Source organism: Sphingobium aromaticiconvertens (genome assembly GCF_037154075.1).
GTDB classification, from domain to species: Bacteria; Pseudomonadota; Alphaproteobacteria; order Sphingomonadales; family Sphingomonadaceae; genus Sphingobium; species Sphingobium aromaticiconvertens.
On record NZ_JBANRJ010000001.1, the window covers coordinates 69,301 to 87,305 of the forward strand.

Sequence of the window (18,005 nt, forward strand, 5' to 3'; positions counted from 1 at the left end):
GCAGCGCCGATCAGGCCTGTCCGGCCTTGTTCAGACGCTCGGTGACGGCGTCCTGGAACATGCGGATCTGCACTTCCATGCCGCCCAGATGGACTTCCTTCATCACCCCGGACCGCAGCCCCTTGTCGCACATCTCGGCCGCCCAATAATCCTCCTGCCCAAAGGCGCGATCCATCAGGTCGAACGAACGGCGCATGCGATTGGCGGTCTTTTCGTCGGCGGGGGGGCCATTGATGAGCATGTAATAATCGACTTCGCACTTGTCGGTGGCGACCGGCCGGACGATGCCCAAGCTGACGAATTCCGGGCTGGCGACGATGATGCCGTTGGGGAAGGGGATGTAGGAGAACACCATCATCTTGCGCACATCTTCGAAATCGTTCGAAATCTGTGCCTTTTCGAAATTGCCGCGATGCGCCGCGTTGCGGATGTGCGGGCCGATACGGTCGATGACATTCTGGGAATCAACGAAGAAGCGCGCCAGGGAATCCTTGTGCAGGCGCGTCACATGATAGCTGTCGAGCATGGAGTCCATGACCAGCTTCCAGTTTGCGCCCACCTTGAAAGTGGTGCGGTCATAGACCTGCATCCGGCCCAGGCCCAGTGCGTCGAAATCGGCCTCCAGTTCGCCGCGAACCTGCGAGAAATCGGGCGGATTATCGGCATCGAGGCCGACCCAGATCAGCCCGCCCGCCTCCACGCAAGGCAGCGGAAAGAGGCCGAGATCCTTCTTTTCCAGACCGGGGAACGTCTCAGCCCGCGGCATGCCGATCAGGGCGCCGTCCATGTCATAGGTCCAGGCATGATAGGGACATACGATGCGTCCCGCCTTGACCGGATCATCGGACACGCACAGCTTCATCCCGCGATGCCGGCAGACATTGGCAAAGGCCTTCGCCTCCCCGTCCTTGTTGCGGGTGATCAGTACCGGCATGCCGGTCATATCGATCCGGGTATAGCTGCGCGCTTCGGGCAGCAGCGCCGACGGACAGGCCAGCACAGGCTCACGCCGGAAGATCGTCACCATCTCCGCGTCGAAGCGGGCGGGGTCGATGTAGTTGGCGGCCGGGAGGGTGTCGCGGACCTGCGGGAATATGCAGTCGGCCAGTTCCGGCATCGCGTTCAGCAGGCGCTGCTGGCCTTCGGTAAGAATGGTGTTGGTCGTAACCTGATCCATGATGTTCTCCATCAGACCGCGTTGAGTTCTGGGGCATTCAGGGTTGCGATGCCTTCCTGGCTTCCGTCGCCGGACTGCATCGCGAGCGACGGGAAGGCGAGACGCGCCACCCGTTCCTTATGCTCGACGCTGTTGCCGAACATCTGCTGGTTCAGCTTGGCGCGCTTGAGAAAGAGGTGACACACATGCTCCCAGGTGAAGCCGATGCCACCGTGCAACTGGATGACGTCGGCCGCGAGCGCGGCATAGACGTCGCAGCAATAGAATTTCGCGCTGGCGGCAAGCGCCTCCGCCTCCACCTCGCCAGAGGCGACAGCTTCCGCGGAATGGCGCGCCAGCGCCGTCGCCGCCTCCAGCAGCACCTTCCAGTTGGCGGCGCGATGTTTGAGCGCCTGAAACGATCCGATCGGACGGCCAAATTGCTCGCGCACGCCCATATAGTCGATCGCCCGCTCCAGCGCCGCAGCGGCGCCCCCCACCGCATCACAGGCCAGGGCGACATCGGCATGGCTGCGCAAAGTAGCGATCAATGTGTCGGACAAGGGGATAAGGTCCCCCGCCTGCAACGCGACGTCGGTCACATGGACTTCGCCAAGACTGCGGGTCAGGTCGATCGCCGAACGCCGCCGCACCGACACCCCATCGCTGCCAGCGCGCAACAGCGCGAGCGCCAGTGTGCCATCCGCCTGGGCGACCGGCAACAGGAAGAGCTGCGCCACATCGGCGAATGGCACATGGTCGTAACGTCCGCTCAGGCGATCGTTCGCTATCGCCGGTACATTGCCTAGTGTGGATGGAAGCAGGATCGTCGCCATCAGTTCGCCCGTGGCGACGAGGGGTAGCCATTCCGCCTGCTGGTCGGGAGAGCCACCCTGCCCGATCGCCTCGGCGGCGATCAGCGTCGTCGCCGGCACGGAGGCAAGGCTCCGTCCCAGTTCCTCATGCAGCACAGCCACATGCCCGGCACCCAGTCCAAGCCCGCCGAAGCTTTCGTCGATACCAAGCGCCAGCCAGCCAAGGTTCGCCATCTGCGTCCACAACTCACGGTCGACGGGACGGCCTTCCTCGTCCGGAATATCGTTCCCCACAACGGCGTGATGCTCGTCCAGAACCTGCCGGATCGAATCGCGCAGTTCGCCAAGTTCGATGCCATGTTCTTCCATCGCCATATCCTTACGCCACCCGAACGCGCGTGTCGGCGGACACATCGATCGGTGGCGCCGTATCCGACCACAGCCGACCGGCAATATCGATCGCCGTCGCATAGACGCCGCCAGCCTCCGCCTGTAGCGCGCGGACCCGGTAGGTCCAGAAATGCAACAGATGTTCGGTCGTCACGCCCATGCCGCCATGGAACTGGTGCAGGTCGAACAACAGTTTCTGGATGCCCTGCTGTGCATGGCAGGCCGCGAAATCGGCATGACCCGGTTCGCCGCTCCACGCCGCGCGCATCGCCAGATAATGGGTCGCCATCGCGAAAGCCTTGCACTGCACCAGCCGGTGCTGGACGGCTTGAAAAGCGCCTATTGGCTTTCCGAATACATGCCGCTGCTTCACATAATCCACGGTGAAATCAATCGCGGCCATCGACGCGGCGGCGATCTCGATGGCGATGGCGACGCGCCACCATTGCCGCAGGGCCGCACCCTGTCCGCGCAGATGTCGCGCCGACGCGAGATCGGGCGTTGTGGCAAAGCGGCCATAAGGATAGCCATAGATGCTCTTGACCGGCTCCACCTGCCCGGCCTCTACCGGCAAGATCGCAACATCCTCACCCATGTCGACCAGGACGGTGCGCGCGATGGTAAGATTGCGATGCGCCTTGTCCAGCTTGCGCACATCAACCAGCGCGACCGGCCCTTCCAGCTTTTCGCCAGGCAGAACCATCGGCGCGACCAGCCCCGTTGCCGATGCCTCCACCAACACCGGCAGCTTTGCCGTTTCGGCCACCACGAGCGCCGCTTCCAGCGCACCGATCTGGTGCCCCGCATCCAGAAAGCCGCTGTCGGTCAGGATGCCCTGAAGCGCGGCACTGAAATAGCTGTAGCTGAAGCGTTCCGCCTGCGGCATCTCGGCATGATCCTGCAAAATCGATTGCAGGGCGGAAACCAGGGCTTCCTGATCCTCGGTATATTGAAAGTCCATAGATCAGCCCCGCGGCAGGCCCAGGCCGTTAACGGCGACCAGGTCCAGTTGGATTTCATTGGTTCCGCCGGTCACGCCCGCCGGAATGTTGATACGATAATAATCCTCCAGCAGGGGATCGCCCCCCGCCAGCGCATCCGGCAAGAATTCCGCCAGGAAATTCATCAGGTCCATGACCGCGTCCAGCGACCAGATGCGCGAAAGATTGGCGTCCGTATTGGGCGGCAACTGCCTCACCCGCTGATCCACCACCAGATAGGTAAGCATCCGAGCACCCTCAAACTTGGCGGCGATCATGCCCGCACGCGACTGGACGATGGGATCGTCATCATAACGCCCCTCATCCTTGAGCTGCTCAACCGCCAGCTTCAAGGCTTCCAGCCCGACATGATAGCGCGGCACACCCACCCGCTCATAGGACAGGGCATGGGTGACGATCTTCCACGCCTCCCCTTCACCGCCCACCCGGTTTTCCACCGGCACGCGGACATCGGTGAAGAAAACCTCGTTGAGATGCCCATCCTTTATCAAGCCGGGGAAGGACGTCACCGACACGCCGGGGGTGTCCATGGGCACCAGCAGGATAGAAATATCCTTGCGCGACGGACCCGTGCGCGCCAGCAGGAAGCACCAATCCGCCTTGCGGGCGTATGAGGTCCAGATCTTCGATCCGTTGACGACATAATGATCGCCATCGCGTTCCGCACGCGTACGCAAAGACGCCAGGTCAGTGCCGGCATTGGGTTCCGAGAAGCCCTGACACCAGATCACCTTGCCGCTGGCGATGCCGGTGACGTGTTGCGATTTCTGTTCTTCGGAACCATAACGCATCAGCGTCGGCCCGATCCAGTTAACATTCATATATTGCGGGCCACGCGGCTCGCCCGCCGCCTTCATCTCCTCGCCCAGGATGAAATGGTCCCAGTCCTTGCCGCCACTGCCGCCGAACTCGCGAGGCCAGTGCGGCACCAGCAGGCCGCGCTCCGCCAACTTCGCGCAGAATTCGCGCGAGAAATCGATCTGGAGATCCGAGGCATAGCTTTCCGGAACGTATTTCTCGTCCCAATCGTCCGGCAACAGGTCATCGAGCGCCGCGCGCACGCGCCGCCGATATTCTTCCTGTTCCGATGTCCAACCAAACTCCATTATACCACCCTGTCGATTATGCGGCCATCAGCTCGCGCTGGCCAGTTTGGGTTCACGCGGAAGATCGAGCGCGCGTTCCGCGATGATGTTGCGCTGGATTTCGCTGCTGCCGCCGGAAATGGTCCAGGCCCAGGAATAGAGATAATCCTGCATCCAATAGCCGGTCTCATTGCCGCCACCCATCAGCACAGGTTGCAGATATTGCGCCTTCGCCCCGCCCAGCGTCACGCCCAGCTCTGTGAAGTCGCGCAACAGGTCGCTGTAATAGACCTTGATGATCGACGGCTCGACCCCGGCGCCCGCCCCTTCCAGCACGCGGGTAAGCATGTTGTTGACCAGCAGGCGCAACGCCTGGATGCGCGCGTAGATATCGACCAGCCGGCGACGGATTTCATCGTCATCGATCAACCGCCCACCCAGCGGCGATGGCGATTGCGCCGCGTCCAGAAGCATCTGAAAACCATGGCGCATACGCTCGGCCAGCTCCAGGATGGTCAGGCCGCGCTCAGACGACAAAGTCGATTGCGCCACCGCCCAGCCGCCATGTTCCGGACCGATCAGATTTTCGACCGGTATCTCGACATCGTCGAGGAATATTTCGTTGAAATGCGACGCTCCGGTGATCTGCTTGATCGGCCTCAGCGACACACCGGGGGTCTGCAGGTCCAGGATCATGTAGGATATGCCGCGCGCCTTGGTCGCCGCCGGATCGGTGCGGGTCAAAAGCAGGCAATAGCGCGCGTGATGCGCGTTCGACGACCATGTCTTCTGGCCGTTGACGATATAGCGGTCTCCGCGCCGTTCCGCGCGACAACGCAGGCTGGCAAGGTCGGACCCGGCATTGGGCTCCGAAAAGCCCTGGCACCAGATTTCATCGCCGCTCAACACTGCGGGCAGATGCCGCTGGCGCTGCTCGTCCGTGCCCCAGGCCAGCAACGTCGCGGGAACATGATAGAGGGCGATGAAATACAGGATCAGCCGGGGGGCACCGGCCCGCGCAATCTCCTCATAGAGGACGATCTGCTGCGCGAAGGAAAAGCCGCTGCCGCCCCATTCCGCCGGCCAGTGCGGCGCGCCATAGCCGCCGTCCATCATCCTGCGGAACCAGAATTTCTGGAAGGCGACATGCTCTTCCTCGGAGGCGCCGGTCATCCGCTCGTGCCAGTCGGCCGGAAGGTTGGCTTGCAACCAGCTCCTGACCTCCTGCCGGAAACCTTCAAGATGCTTCAACTCATTGATCATATAAGCCCCTGAGCACTACTCCGACCTTCGTTCCATATGTCATACGCACCTTCCGCTCGACCGGCGGTGTCGGAAACCAGCCGCTCCCAAATTTCGCATGCGCCTCATGCAATCGCCGCTCCTTCCAATACCGGTTGGAAATTGCCCATCCGGAGAAGGGAGCAGCCTGGCGCTCGCTTTTTAATTTGTGCGATTAACGTTCGCGTGTTCTATATAAGATCATTGGGTCGTTTTATGATGCTTGTCAAGCGAGAGCCGAACAAGGAATCGGCCGAACCGATCCGGATGGACTTCACCGATGGCCACCCCGAGAAAACCATGTGCGAACAGCGCAAAAGGATAATGCGAAATGCGTCTGGGAATCGTTTCCGATATTCATGGCAATGCCATCGCCCTGGAACGAGCCATCGAAAAAATGGGCGATATCGATCGGCTTGCGTGTCTGGGTGACGCCATCGACCAATATCGCTTTTCCAATGAAGTGGTCGGGCTTCTCAAGGAACGGGACGCCCTCACCATCTGGGGCAATCATGAAGAGATGTTCTTCAGCCCGCTTCATCCCCGCGCCCGGTCAGCCGAATGGATTGAACCGAATTTGCTGGAGTGGCTAAGGACGCGCCCCCGCCGCCTCGATCTGGACATTGGCGGACAGCATATCCTGCTGACCCATGCGACAGGCTGGTCCGACAGCTATGATTATGTTTTCCCGCATAGCCCGGACTTTGCACGGTTCGGCGAATGTGACAGCGATATGGTGCTGTACGGGCACACCCATCATCCGGTCCAATGCAGGGTGCAGGACATCGTTGTCATCAATCCCGGTTCGGTCGGCCATGGCCGGCTGGTCGATGACAGTATCCTGCTGAGCTGCGCCTTGCTCGATACCGACAGTGGCGAGGCGGAAATATTGGATTTCTGCCTCGCCGATGGCTGATGTCTGGTTTAGCCCTGAGGCTTGTCCCATTGCAGATAGAGGTCGGACAGCGCCGCCACGCCGCCCGCGCGCCATTTCGCCTGCGTCCCCGGCTTGATCCAGAAGCGCGGAATGCGCCGCGTCCATTCCTGGACCATGATGCGCATTTCCATCCGGGCCAGGAAGTTGCCGATGCAGATGTGCGGCCCCGTCGAAAAAGCGAGGTGGTTGCGATTGGCGCGGTCGATGTCGATCTTGTCCGGGTCGTTATTCTTGCGATCGTCCATGCCGCCCAGCATCAGCGGGCACGACACCATGTCGCCTTCATGGAAATGCGCCCCGGCCAGTTCGAAATCCTTTTTCACGATCCGGGTCTGCTGTACGATCGAACAGCGCCGCAACGCTTCTTCGACAAAATTCTGGGTGCAATCCGGATCGGCAACCAGGCGATCCTGTAGATCGGGATGCAGCGCCAATTGGCGGAAGGTGAAGCCCAGCGTATTGGCGACGGTATCCAGCCCCGCTATAAACAGCAGAAAGCCGATCGACTGAAGCTCATCGTCGCTCAGCGGGCGACCTTTCACCTTTTCATTGACCAGTTTGGTCATCAGGTCGTCGCGCGGATCGGTCTTGCGCTTCTCAAACTCGTCCCACATGACCTTCATCATATGTTCCTGCAACGCGATACGGCGTTCCAGCGTGGTATGGCCGAAATATTCCAGGACGATGACGCGGAATTCCTCGAACCGATCAAGCGGCAGGCCCATCAGTTCCATGAATACCGATACCGGGAAAGCGGCGCCGACGCCCTCGGCGAATTCGCATTCGCCCTTGTCGATGACGGCGTCGATCAGCCGGTTGGCCCATGCGCGCAGCTTCGGCTCCATGGCCCGGATGGTCTTGGGATCGAAATGCCGCATCAACGCCATGCGGAATGGCAGATGATCGGGCGGATCAAGGTTGAGCGGGATCATCACATAGGGGCTGTTCGACTTGGGTATGTCGAGTTCCCGATTGGAGAAATGCTCGGTATCGCGCAGCACCTGCTCCATCAGGTCATAGCGGGTCACGACCCAGAAACCGCCGTTCCGCGGGGTGTAGAAAATGTCCGGTGCTTCAGCGTGCAGGCTGCTATAGCCTTTTTGCAGGTCGACTTCGAACCGGCGATCCATGAAATGATCGAAATCGAAAATCTGCTCGTCTTTGACATAGGCCGGGACAAGTTCCCGTAAGGATTGATCCGTCATATTCCATCTCCTTCGGATCGGGTAACGGCCCGACCCCATGAATGTACCCGAAAACCAGCCCTTGCGGCGGGTTTGTCAATCGCTCCTGCCGTCCACCGCATCGTCCAGAATGAGGTCAGCGCCGCGCCATGCCAACGCCATTGCGGGCGCCTGCGTGTTACCGGCGAGCATGAACGGAAAGATGGAGGTATCGGCGACCCGCAAGCCGTCCACGCCGCGCACACGCAGCCGGGGATCGACTGGCGCACCCTCATCCTTCCCCATCTGGCACGTGCCGCAGGCGTGATAATTACCATAGCCGAAGCGGCGATGGGCCTCGGCCAATTGCGCGTCACTCTCATAATGTGCGCCGGGCCGGGTTTCCTCGACGACATAGGGAGCAAGCGCGGATTGCCGTACATAGTGGCGGGCATGACGCATCAACGCCAGCATATGCGCGCGATCTTCCGGCGCGGTCGCGAAATGGGGCGAAATAATCGGCAGCTCGGTTGGTTTGGCCGAGCGGATCATCACCGTGCCGGTCGATGCGGGACGCAACATATAGGCACAGATATTCAGTCCGCCGAACGGCTCCACCCGTAATTTCGGGCTGTCATAGTCGAATGTATAGGGCGCGATCAGGAACTGGCTGTCGAGCCTTTTGCTGTCAGGCAATAGTTTGAACCAGGCGCCGATCTCATAGGCCGCGCTCGTCATCGGGCCAGTATGGCGGACGGCATAGCGCGCGGCGTTACGGAACAAGCGCCAGCCCTGGAACTGGCGGTTCTCCGATGCCTTGTCGCGTACCCGCCACTGCATGACGATACCGCGATGCTCGCGCAGATTGGCGCCGACACCGGGCGCATCCTGAACAACGGCGATGCCGAGCGACTTCAGATGCTGTGCCGGGCCGATGCCCGATCGCTGGAGGATCGCCGGCGTCGCCAGCGCCCCCGCCGCCAGGACCGTGTCCCGCGACGCCCGATAGGCAACCGCCTGACCATGGCGCGTGCCGCAAACACCCGTCACCCGACGTCCTTCGAACAACAGCCGATCAACGACCATGCCGGTTACAAGGGTCAGGTTGGGCCGCATCCGGACGGGGTGAAGCAAGGCCGTCGCCGCGCTTTCCCGCTTGCCGCGATAAATCGTGCGTGGTGCATAGCCGACACGCTCCACATCGGCCGGATCGTTGACATCCTCCCGATTGGCATAGCCCATCTCCACACCCGCGGCGATCGCGGCATCGGTCAAAGCCGTCCGATCCGTCGGCATGGTGACATGCAGCGGCCCATGGTCACCGCGCGTTTCGGCAGCGCCCAGTTCATGCTGCTCCAGCGCCTTATAGGCCGCGCCGATATGCGCCCAATCCCAGTCGCTGCTGCTCAGCTCAGCCAGCGCTTCATAATCCGACGCCTGGCCGCGCACATACATCATGCCGTTGATCGCGCTGGAACCGCCCAGCGTCCGGCCGCGCGCCCAATATTCGCCAGCATCGTTTGACGCCGCTTCCGCCTCCGTCATGAACGGCCAGATCAGCTTCAGATTGCCGATGATCTTGGCCAGCCCCTTGGGCATATGGATGAGCGGATGAGTATCCGGCCCGCCCGCCTCGATCAACAGAACGCGGTGCGCAGGGTTTTCCGACAGCCGATTCGCCATGACGCATCCGGCCGATCCCGCGCCAACGATGATATAGTCGAACGCCTCGCCAACGGCCTGTGCGCGCGCCTCGCTCATGGGCGAACGCCGGATTTTACGCTGCGAACCATCAGGCCAGGCATGTCTTTCTCCCGCGTAAGTCGATTATCGCTCATACGTGCTTTTATCGACTTACGCGGGCGAGGAGGCCGGCGTCAAGCGTGCGCGGTCATTCCTTCAACGACAGCGCATCATCGGGCGCGCGATCATAGTGCTTGCGCAGGTCGCGCTTCAATATCTTGCCGGACACGGTGCGCGGCAAGGGTGCGCCATGCTGCACCAGGAAATGCGGGCGCTTATAATCGGCCAGTTCGGCGCGGCACCGCGCCTTGAGCGCCGCCATGTCCACGGGCCGCGTACCGTTGGCGACGATCATCGGCACCTCGCCCCAGCGACTGCTGGGCACGCCAATGATCGCGAACTCCTCCAGACCCGCTATGCCCGCGATCACCCGCTCCAGTTCCGCCGGATAGACGTTGAGGCCGCCGGATTTCAGCATGTCCTTGCTGCGATCGACAACGCGCAGAAAGCCTTCCTCGTCCAATATCCCGGTATCGCCGGTACGCAGCCACTCGCCCATCATGGTGCGGGCGGTTTCTTCGGGCTTGTTCACATAGCCCATCATCACCGTCGGCCCGCGCACTACGATCTCGCCAGCCTGACCAGCCTCCAGGAAATTACCCTCCTCATCGATGATGCGCAGGTCCATGTTCATCAGCACACGGCCGGCCGATCCAAGTTTACGCTCGGCATCATCGCTGAATAATAATGTGGCATGCCCGGCCGTCTCGGTCAGGCCATAGGCCTGCCGGATCGGCACCCCCACATTTTCCCAGGCCCGCAGCAGGTGCAGCGACGCGCCGCCGGTCACGACATGGCGCAGGTTGGAAAAGTCGGACGTGGCGAAACGCGGGCTTTGCGCGATCCGCTCGAACAACAGCGGAACGGAGGACCATGCCGTGATGCGTTCCCCGACCAGCACGTCGATCAGCGCCTCCGGATCGCTGGTCGGGCCGATGACGGTCGTCGTCGCACCCATCAATATGCCCTCGCGCAAAAGCTGGCACATGCCCCATGTATAAGCGAGCGGTAGCGAGACGAGGATGCGATCGTCGAAGGTCAGGCCCGAACTGAGCGCACAGGCAAGCCCGGATTCGCGGATATTCCCATGGCTGAGCATCGCCCCCTTCGGGAAGCCGGTCGTGCCCGACGTATAGCAGATCAGCGCGATATCATCGGCCGTGACATCGACATCGGGCGCATCCATGGCCTGCATGCGCAAATCGTCGAGCGGCCTATATCCCGCCACCTGCTCGGTTGAGAATATCTGCACATCGGGACGCTGCGCGACGACCTCGGCCAATGCATCCAACAGACGATTGTCGGCGACGACGAGCGACAAGCCCGCATCCGTCACGGGATACAGCATTTCCGCCGGGGTGAAGCGAATGTTGAGCAACGTCACCGATGCGCCGATCCGGAACGCGGCGAACAGCAGTTCGATAAACTCCACGCGATTATGCATGAGGATGCCGATCCGGTCACCCTTGCCAATCCCCATCGCATGCAGTCCGGCGGCGATCTGTTCGCTGCGGTCGCGCAGTTCGGCCCAGCGCACCTGTTGCCCCAGACAGGTGATCGCGACACGATCAGGCCACCGTGTCGCCCAGAAGCGAAGCGCCTGATACAAATTCACGCCCTGCATCATCCTTCTCCCGGCATGACTGCCTTATAAATGCCCTGCTTATAATTGTCCGGCTCATAATGGTCAGGCCGGGCCTTTATACGCCCTGATCCAGATCCCTGGCCAATTGATGATGCAGATGCTGCGCCGACACTTCGTTGCGGCCATAGCGGAAAGTCCCGCTAGGCCAGGCATTGGCATTTTCCTGTATCCACACTTCCATCGGCCAGTCTTCATTGGTCGCTGCAGTGCTCAATATCTCCCAGCTCTTGTTGATCCGCGCTTCCATGTCCGGGTTCAATATTTCGGGCCGGACGAGAAAACGGATTTTCACCGTACATTCGGACGGGTTGGCCGATGGCCACACGGTCCAGAATTCCACATGATCCGGCGCGCCGATCACCATGGCATTGGGATAGACCATCAACAGCGACGCGACATATTTCGAACTCGCGCCCAGATCCTCGCCCGACGCGATCAGCGCCTTGAGCTTGGTACGCGGCTGGAACAATTTACCGTGGCGGCCAAATTCACGGAACACCGCAATGTTGGTGAGCGTCCGCGCGCCCACATTGCCGGGGCCGGGATGCAGGAATTGCGCGTGCAGGCTGTCGATCGCGCCGTCCATCACCAGCTTCCAATTGATCGGCAGGGTGAAGCTCTTGTCAAGATAAACGACCGCATTGTCGAGGCCCCAGGGCGCGATCTGCGCATTCACCTCCGGGCCAAGATAATCCGCGACGCTGCAGTCGGACTGGCCCGACAGGTCGATGAAGATCAGGCCATGATGCACTTCGGTCCTGATTTCATCCAGCTTCGTACAGTCGCGATCTATCGGCCCATAGCTGTCCTCATAGGGCAGCGGGCGAAGCGTGCCGCCCTCGCTATTGTAGGACCAGCCATGGTAGCGGCACATGAAGATGCGCTTGCGGCCCGCCTCTTTCTGTTCAACGCGCCCGCCCCGATGCTTGCACATGTTGCGGTAGGTGACGACCGATCCGTCGTCCTGGCGCGTAATCAGCAGGCCGACCCCCAATATCTCGCGGGTGATGAAGTCGCCGGGCGTCTTTATCTCCGACACATGCCCGACGATCAGCGGCAATGTGCGCATCAGCGCGATTTCCGCCTGCGCTCGCTCCACACTGACGAAATGGTCGATCGGCACGTGCAGTTCGCTGTCCGTCATGTCGGTGCTGTTGTTGCGCACATGGTCGATCAGGCGCGCAACCACATCCTCATCGAGTGAAACACTGGTATCGGCCGGTCGCATCATCCTGTCTCCATCCTGCTGGTGTCCCGGCGCGATCCGCCTCACACGCTTCACACAGGTCGATTCATTGTCCTGCCTTATCCAAACATCGTTTGATTATGGTGTCAAGGTAGGCGCCTTATGAAGATCAGGCATATTGACAGCCAACAGGACCAATGATCTTAAACGAGCGGCGTTTTCGGGCGCATCGTCCGTCCGATCTTCAAACAAGAGACATGATGTGGCCAGACCCAAAGAAGCCCTGATATCATGCGAATCGGTGATTGCTGCCGCTATGGCGATCATGGACAGCGACGGCTTCGAAAGCCTCAGCCTGCGCCGCCTGGGCACCGACCTGAAGGTGAATTCGGCCTCGCTTTACCATCATTTCAAGAATAAGGAGGACATCTTGCTGGCGGTCGCCCGCACGGCGTTGCGCGACATGCAATTGCCGCCACTGACCGACGACTGGCAGAAATGGATCAGCGAAAATGCGGTGATCTATCGCCGGTTATTGATTGCCCGCCCCTTCCTCATCCCGCTGATGCTGAACGGCGTACGACCACGCACGCTGGCGACCGCGATTACCGAGGCGAAGCTGACGGAGGCCGGCGTACCTTCCCATATGCAGGCGGAAATGATCTTTGCCCTGGACACCGCGGTGATCGGCTCCGCATTGGTCAGCATCGCCACCCAGAAAGAGCTGAAAAATACCGCGCGCAAGCCTCACTTCGATCATGAAAAAGTGCTGCGCGGCACGATCACCGCCCTGCTGGCCAGCCTGATGGACGAATTCGCGCCCGCCGTCTGGCGTCGCCGCAAGAAAGCGAAGGCACCGGAAGACCGGCCCGTCACCAGCCGCACCAAATAAACGTCAGGCCGGCGGCCGGGGCCGTTTATAGGTGCCGCTACCGCGCAGCACCGGTCCCTGCGATCCGTGCAGGATGGTTTCGACAAAGCCCAGTTGGCGCGTGATCTTCACCACCGATATCCGGCTTTCGATCCAGTCGCCCATGGCCGCGCCTGCCAGGAAGTCCATGGTCATGGTGATGGTCGGGGCCGATCCGACAATCCCCTCCGCCGCTATCAACCCCCGGGCAAGGCACAGGTCGACGAAGGTGGCGAGCATACCGCCATGACACACAAGGCGCGGATTGCAGTGATGCTGCTGCACGCGAAAACCCAGTCGCGTCGGCTCGCCTTCTCCCAGTCCCTCGTTCCGCATGAAAAAGGGGCCGACATAGTGCGTAAACGGCCCGGGACGGTCCATCGGCTCCCATCCATGCTCTTCTGGCGGCGACCCGTCTCGACCGTCGCCCGCGTCTTGTCCCGCCATGCACATTTCCCCTTTTCGATCAGCCATGCTGTTTGCCCGAGCATGGACCATCGCCTGTTGACACGGATCGTTCAAGGCTGAATGTTTCAATATAGGCCATATGGACGATAATTGAGCAACGGGAGAGATGATGAGCATCGAGCAACAGGAAGTGCCCCAGACCAATGCGATTGTTCTTGGCGCGTCGGTCAAGGACGGCACGGGATGGGCGACCGCCACGCGATTGGCGGGCATGGGCGCGCATGTCACCGTCGGCGCGCGCCGGATCGCGGGCGTGTCGGAACTGGCCCGGCATATTGGCGGCCACGCCATTGCCTGCGATGTGACGGTGGAGGCGCAAGTCGAGGCCATGGTCGCTGCAGCCGTCGAGACGGCGGGCGCGGATCTGGACATTGCCGTGCTGGCCGCCGGCGAAGGGGTCAGCGGCACGATCGACGCCATCCCGGCAGAGGAGTTCGAACGGTGCCTGGCCCTCAACTATGTGGGTGCGGTCTATTTCGTGCGACATGCGGCGCGACGGATGAAGCCGGGCGGCAGTATCGTCCTGATGAGCTCGATCGCGGCAACAAATCCATGGCCGGGCTATTTCGCCTATGGCTGCGCCAAGGCCGCGCTTCAGATGCTGGTGCAATATGCGGCGCTGGAATATGCCCCGCGCGGCATCCGGGTCAATGCAGTCTGCCCCGGACCTGTCGCTGCATTGCCGGGCGCACAACCCATGCCCGCGGCAATCAGCCAACTGATCGACGGCGCCATGCCGCTGCGTAAACGGGTGACGCCGGACGAGGTGGCCCAGGCCGTCGCCTGGCTGGCAACCGGCGCATCGTCCACGACCGGAGACATGATCCATCTCGATGGCGGCCTGCACCTTGGCCGACCGCCCTATCCTGAAGAAATCAAGGCGGCGCTGGCGAACGGGCGGAAGGAGGCTCCATGACGATGCTCGATGGTCCCTCCACCACCAGCGGGCGGATACGGAATACCGCATTCCCCCGGATGACGATCCCCCTATCGGTGCGCAATATCGCCTGCACGAACCCCAATTTGCGGGTGCGGCGCAGGACGGCGACGCGACTTTCCACCCAGTCGCCCAATTGAGCGGGGGCAAGATAGTCCAGCGCCATGTTGATCGTCGGCAGGTTTCTGGCGATGCCTCCCGTCTCCAGCAGGCCATTGGCCATCGCCGTGTCGAGGAAGGTCGCCAACATGCCGCCATGGCACACATCCAGGCCATTGCAATGATGGCGCCCGATCCGCATTCCAAAGCGGATCGGCTCGTCAGCGTCCAGACCATCGCGGGTCATGTAGATCGGCCCTGACGCGTCGATAAACTCCCCGGCGGTCAGCAGGTGGGTCCACTCCATTCCGGAAGGAGGACCGATCATGGCACCGTCATGCATAAACCTTTCCTCCCGGCTCAGCCGCCGAAACGATAACGCAGGGTGATCGTATATTTGCGCGGTTCGCCCGGCGTGTGGCTGGTAAAGCCAAGCCCATTGAGATTGGTCGTGAGCAGGCTGTATTTCCGGCCCGTCAGATTCGTCACCGTCGCGATGATATCCACATTCGATCCCATCACCGAGTTCCAGCTCGCGTCGGCGTTCAGCAGGGTCCAGCCCTGAACCTCGGTAAAGCCCGGAACATAGGCGTCCTCGCCGTTGAAATCGGAAATATGATAGAGCGATCCGCCGATCGACAACTCGCCGGACGCAGAATCGATGGGCGGGCGGACGCGGGCGCCGATCGTATAGACATTGCGCGGCGCACGGGCGAAGGGCGTATCGGTCAGATCCTGGCCCGCCGGGGTGATGAAACTCGTGAATTTCGCGTCGGTGTGATTATAGTCGAGCGTGAATTCGATCGCCGGGATCGGCCGAAACAGAATCTCGGCCTCGATGCCGTTAATGCGGGCGCTACCAGCATTGGTCGTCACCGCCTGAACCGGGGTAATGCCGGGATCGGTGAGGATGCGCTGAATATCCTTATATTTGGCGTGATAGACGGCCAGATTGGTGCGCAGGAACGCCCGGCCGAACCGCCAGTCGGCCTTTGCGCCCAGTTCGATATCGTCCACGGTTTCGGGGCTGAATGTCCGGGCAAAGCCTGCCTGGGTCGACGCCCGCGACCCGAAGCCGCCGCTGCGATAGCCATGACGGTGCGCAATATAGATGAGTTTCGAAGGCGCGATCTCATAATCCAGGCTCAGATTATAGGTCGGCTCCGAAAAGGAGGCGCTGCTGGACACGATGCAGCCGCTTAACGGCGGCAATATCTCGGGCGTCCCCGGATTACCGTCGTCATCGATGGTGAAGCGGCAGCCGCTGCGCAGCCGGTTGCGGATCACCGCCTTGCGCTTGTCCTTCGAATAGCGGAGGCCAGCCGTGAATTTCAGCCCGTCCAATATTTCGTAACTACCCTGTGCGAAAGCCGCATAGCTGATATTGCGCCCTTCGACATCGGTGACCGAATAGGACGGCCCCGGATAATCCACCACATGTTCCGGCTCTATCGCCCCCGGATCGACCGCCCCAGCATAGGATTCCGCCTGTAGCCGCCCATGTTCGCGGAAATAATAGAGGCCCGCGATCCAGTCGAAGCGGTTGAAGCTGCCGATCACCTGAAATTCATTGCTGAACTGGTTGGATCGGTCGCTGCGTTCCTGCGGGAAAAGCGAGGATTCGGTGCCGTCGAGATCGTCACGAAACGCGTCCTTCACCCCGCGCCAGCCGATGACATTCTTGATGGTGATGGTGTCGCTGACCGGCACCGTCAGCGTGTTGGACACGCTGTGCGTCTCGATCCGGTTGAACACCGGGGTACCGGCGGCGATGCGATAGATGCCACGTGCCTGTTGCTCCGCGAGCAAATTCTCGATCGGCCGAAACCCCCGCGCCGCGCGATACGCCGCCTCGTTGAACGATCCGTTGGGATTGGCATGTTTCAGGAAAATGCCGGAACTGCCGTCATTTTCATGGAAATACTCATAAGTGGTCAGTGATTCCGCGCCGCCCGCCATATTGATCAACAGCGACGCGCGCACCGCCTGCTGGTCGATGCCATCGACATTGCGGCCCAGCAGCTCGTCATAGACATAGCCGTCATTTTTGAGCGTGGTGCCCGCGATCCGGAACGCCACCTCCTCGCCCAGCGGTATGTTCAACATCGCCTCTGTATTGAAGGTATCGAACCGTCCCAGCGTCACGCTGGCCATGCCCTCCAATTTGTTGGTCGGCTTGTTGGGGCGGATGATGACCGCGCCGCCCGTGGTATTCCGCCCGAACAAAGTGCCCTGCGGTCCGCGCAGCACCTCCACCGATCCGATATCGAACAGCGCGCTGTTGATGCCCTGAACCCGCGCGATCACCATGTCGCCGACATAGGTCGACACGGATTGATCGCCCAATATGGATATTTCCTGCTGGCTAAGGCCCCGTATCGAGAAATTGGGTTGCGAGCGCCCGCCGCCCTGACTGGGGACGGTCACCAGCGCGGGCGCCACCTGTGAAAGTTGCGAGACAGAGGTGATGTTGGCGCTGCGCAGTTTTTCGGCGCTGACGGCAGTGACGGCAAGCGGCACATCCTGCAACCGCTCATCCCGGCGGCGCGCATTCACGATAATGTCCTCGCTCGATGCTTCGGCCTGCGGCGCGGCGCGTGTCGGCTCCTGCGCGAATGCGCTGTTGGCCGCGCCCAGCGCCAAAGCCAGTGAAAGCAGGCCCGGCGTCTTCCCCTGACGATATGCTTGAATGTCGCGCTTCATCTTCACCCTCTCCTCGATTTCGCTCCGGCCTTCTTGACCGCGAGATGCCTGTTTCGGTCTGTACACGCCGTCATTGCCCCTTCAGCGGGACGGACAATCACGACTTAATCAATCGTCAGTCGGTTATTACAGCCACGGCAACCCCTAGCCGACTCCCTTCCATAACGTTCGTTTATCGAACTATAGGACTTAAATCGCACAATCTTCTTTTTCCACAAAACTGTCAATGGGGAGCGTCCGAATTGGAAAATCGCGCAATGTTTCAATTTTATCTTTGTTTTCCAGTACGTTATTTTTCTGCACGATGATCCTTTCCGCCTTTCTCCGCCCGAGAAATTGCATCGCCACCCGACAACCGCCTTTTTCTCTCGAACACCCCATTCTTGACTTATAAACCAAACGATGATTGGCATGGCGCATGAGTGC

Annotated in this window: 16 protein-coding genes; 3 read left to right on the top strand and 13 right to left on the bottom strand. The window is 60.9% G+C overall.

The genetic code is table 11. The features are described 5' to 3' along the window. Nucleotides 1-10: 10 nt before the first annotated feature. Genes WFR25_RS00360 through WFR25_RS00380 form a run of 5 tightly spaced genes read right to left on the bottom strand, consistent with a single transcriptional unit; the run spans nt 11 to nt 5,710 of the window. Nucleotides 11-1,177, bottom strand: a complete 1,167-nt coding sequence (locus WFR25_RS00360) for an aromatic ring-hydroxylating oxygenase subunit alpha (protein WP_336967461.1) — start codon at nt 1,175-1,177, stop codon at nt 11-13. 11 nt (nt 1,178-1,188) lie between these two features. Continuing rightward, on the bottom strand, nt 1,189-2,340 hold the full coding sequence (locus tag WFR25_RS00365; protein ID WP_336967464.1) for an acyl-CoA dehydrogenase family protein: 1,152 nt from the start codon (nt 2,338-2,340) through the stop codon (nt 1,189-1,191). A 10-nt stretch (nt 2,341-2,350) separates the two neighbouring features. After that, a complete protein-coding gene (locus WFR25_RS00370; RefSeq protein WP_336967466.1) occupies nt 2,351-3,322 on the bottom strand; it encodes an acyl-CoA dehydrogenase family protein in 972 nt (323 codons plus the stop codon). Between the two features lie 3 nt (nt 3,323-3,325). Continuing rightward, nucleotides 3,326-4,468 (bottom strand): acyl-CoA dehydrogenase family protein, encoded by a 1,143-nt coding sequence (locus tag WFR25_RS00375; protein ID WP_336967467.1) that lies wholly within the window; start codon nt 4,466-4,468, stop codon nt 3,326-3,328. A 27-nt stretch (nt 4,469-4,495) separates the two neighbouring features. Continuing rightward, complete coding sequence (locus WFR25_RS00380; RefSeq protein ID WP_336967468.1) at nt 4,496-5,710, bottom strand: acyl-CoA dehydrogenase family protein; 1,215 nt, start codon at nt 5,708-5,710, stop codon at nt 4,496-4,498. A gap of 349 nt (nt 5,711-6,059) precedes the next feature. Between WFR25_RS00380 and WFR25_RS00385 the strand changes: the two genes are divergently transcribed. Then, complete coding sequence (locus WFR25_RS00385; protein WP_336967470.1) at nt 6,060-6,644, top strand: metallophosphoesterase family protein; 585 nt, start codon at nt 6,060-6,062, stop codon at nt 6,642-6,644. Nucleotides 6,645-6,652: 8 nt separating this feature from the next. Here WFR25_RS00385 and WFR25_RS00390 read toward each other — a convergent pair whose 3' ends face one another. The 4 genes from WFR25_RS00390 to WFR25_RS00405 form a co-directional block, all read right to left on the bottom strand. Then, a complete protein-coding gene (locus tag WFR25_RS00390; protein ID WP_336967472.1) occupies nt 6,653-7,870 on the bottom strand; it encodes a cytochrome P450 in 1,218 nt (405 codons plus the stop codon). A 75-nt stretch (nt 7,871-7,945) separates the two neighbouring features. Continuing rightward, nucleotides 7,946-9,589 (bottom strand): GMC family oxidoreductase, encoded by a 1,644-nt coding sequence (locus WFR25_RS00395; protein WP_336967475.1) that lies wholly within the window; start codon nt 9,587-9,589, stop codon nt 7,946-7,948. 130 nt (nt 9,590-9,719) lie between these two features. Beyond that, a complete protein-coding gene (locus tag WFR25_RS00400) occupies nt 9,720-11,258 on the bottom strand; it encodes a class I adenylate-forming enzyme family protein (protein WP_336967477.1) in 1,539 nt (512 codons plus the stop codon). A gap of 73 nt (nt 11,259-11,331) precedes the next feature. Beyond that, complete coding sequence (locus WFR25_RS00405; RefSeq protein ID WP_336967480.1) at nt 11,332-12,507, bottom strand: aromatic ring-hydroxylating oxygenase subunit alpha; 1,176 nt, start codon at nt 12,505-12,507, stop codon at nt 11,332-11,334. A gap of 217 nt (nt 12,508-12,724) precedes the next feature. Here WFR25_RS00405 and WFR25_RS00410 point away from each other — a divergent pair, with 217 nt between their 5' ends. After that, entirely contained in the window at nt 12,725-13,354 is a 630-nt protein-coding gene (locus WFR25_RS00410) for a TetR family transcriptional regulator (RefSeq protein WP_336967481.1), read from the top strand. A gap of 3 nt (nt 13,355-13,357) precedes the next feature. On the opposite strand, the gene WFR25_RS00415 is transcribed toward WFR25_RS00410, so the two are convergent. Continuing rightward, nucleotides 13,358-13,819, bottom strand: coding sequence for a PaaI family thioesterase (locus tag WFR25_RS00415; protein WP_336967482.1), 462 nt, complete (start codon nt 13,817-13,819; stop codon nt 13,358-13,360). 127 nt (nt 13,820-13,946) lie between these two features. Here WFR25_RS00415 and WFR25_RS00420 point away from each other — a divergent pair, with 127 nt between their 5' ends. Further along, nucleotides 13,947-14,756, top strand: coding sequence for an SDR family oxidoreductase (locus tag WFR25_RS00420; protein ID WP_336967483.1), 810 nt, complete (start codon nt 13,947-13,949; stop codon nt 14,754-14,756). Here WFR25_RS00420 and WFR25_RS00425 read toward each other — a convergent pair. The 3 genes from WFR25_RS00425 to WFR25_RS00435 all read right to left on the bottom strand — a co-directional run bounded on the left by WFR25_RS00425 (nt 14,716) and on the right by WFR25_RS00435 (nt 17,999). Further along, nucleotides 14,716-15,219 carry a PaaI family thioesterase gene (locus WFR25_RS00425; RefSeq protein ID WP_336967484.1) on the bottom strand — a complete coding sequence of 168 codons (504 nt, stop codon included), beginning with the start codon at nt 15,217-15,219 and terminating at the stop codon, nt 14,716-14,718. The two genes, WFR25_RS00420 and WFR25_RS00425, sit on opposite strands and share 41 nt — an antisense overlap. 17 nt (nt 15,220-15,236) lie before the next feature. Continuing rightward, nucleotides 15,237-17,579 (bottom strand): TonB-dependent receptor, encoded by a 2,343-nt coding sequence (locus WFR25_RS00430; protein WP_336967485.1) that lies wholly within the window; start codon nt 17,577-17,579, stop codon nt 15,237-15,239. Nucleotides 17,580-17,768: 189 nt separating this feature from the next. Then, nucleotides 17,769-17,999: a hypothetical protein gene (locus WFR25_RS00435; protein ID WP_336967487.1), complete on the bottom strand. Its 231-nt coding sequence runs from the start codon at nt 17,997-17,999 to the stop codon at nt 17,769-17,771. Nucleotides 18,000-18,005 lie beyond the last annotated feature (6 nt).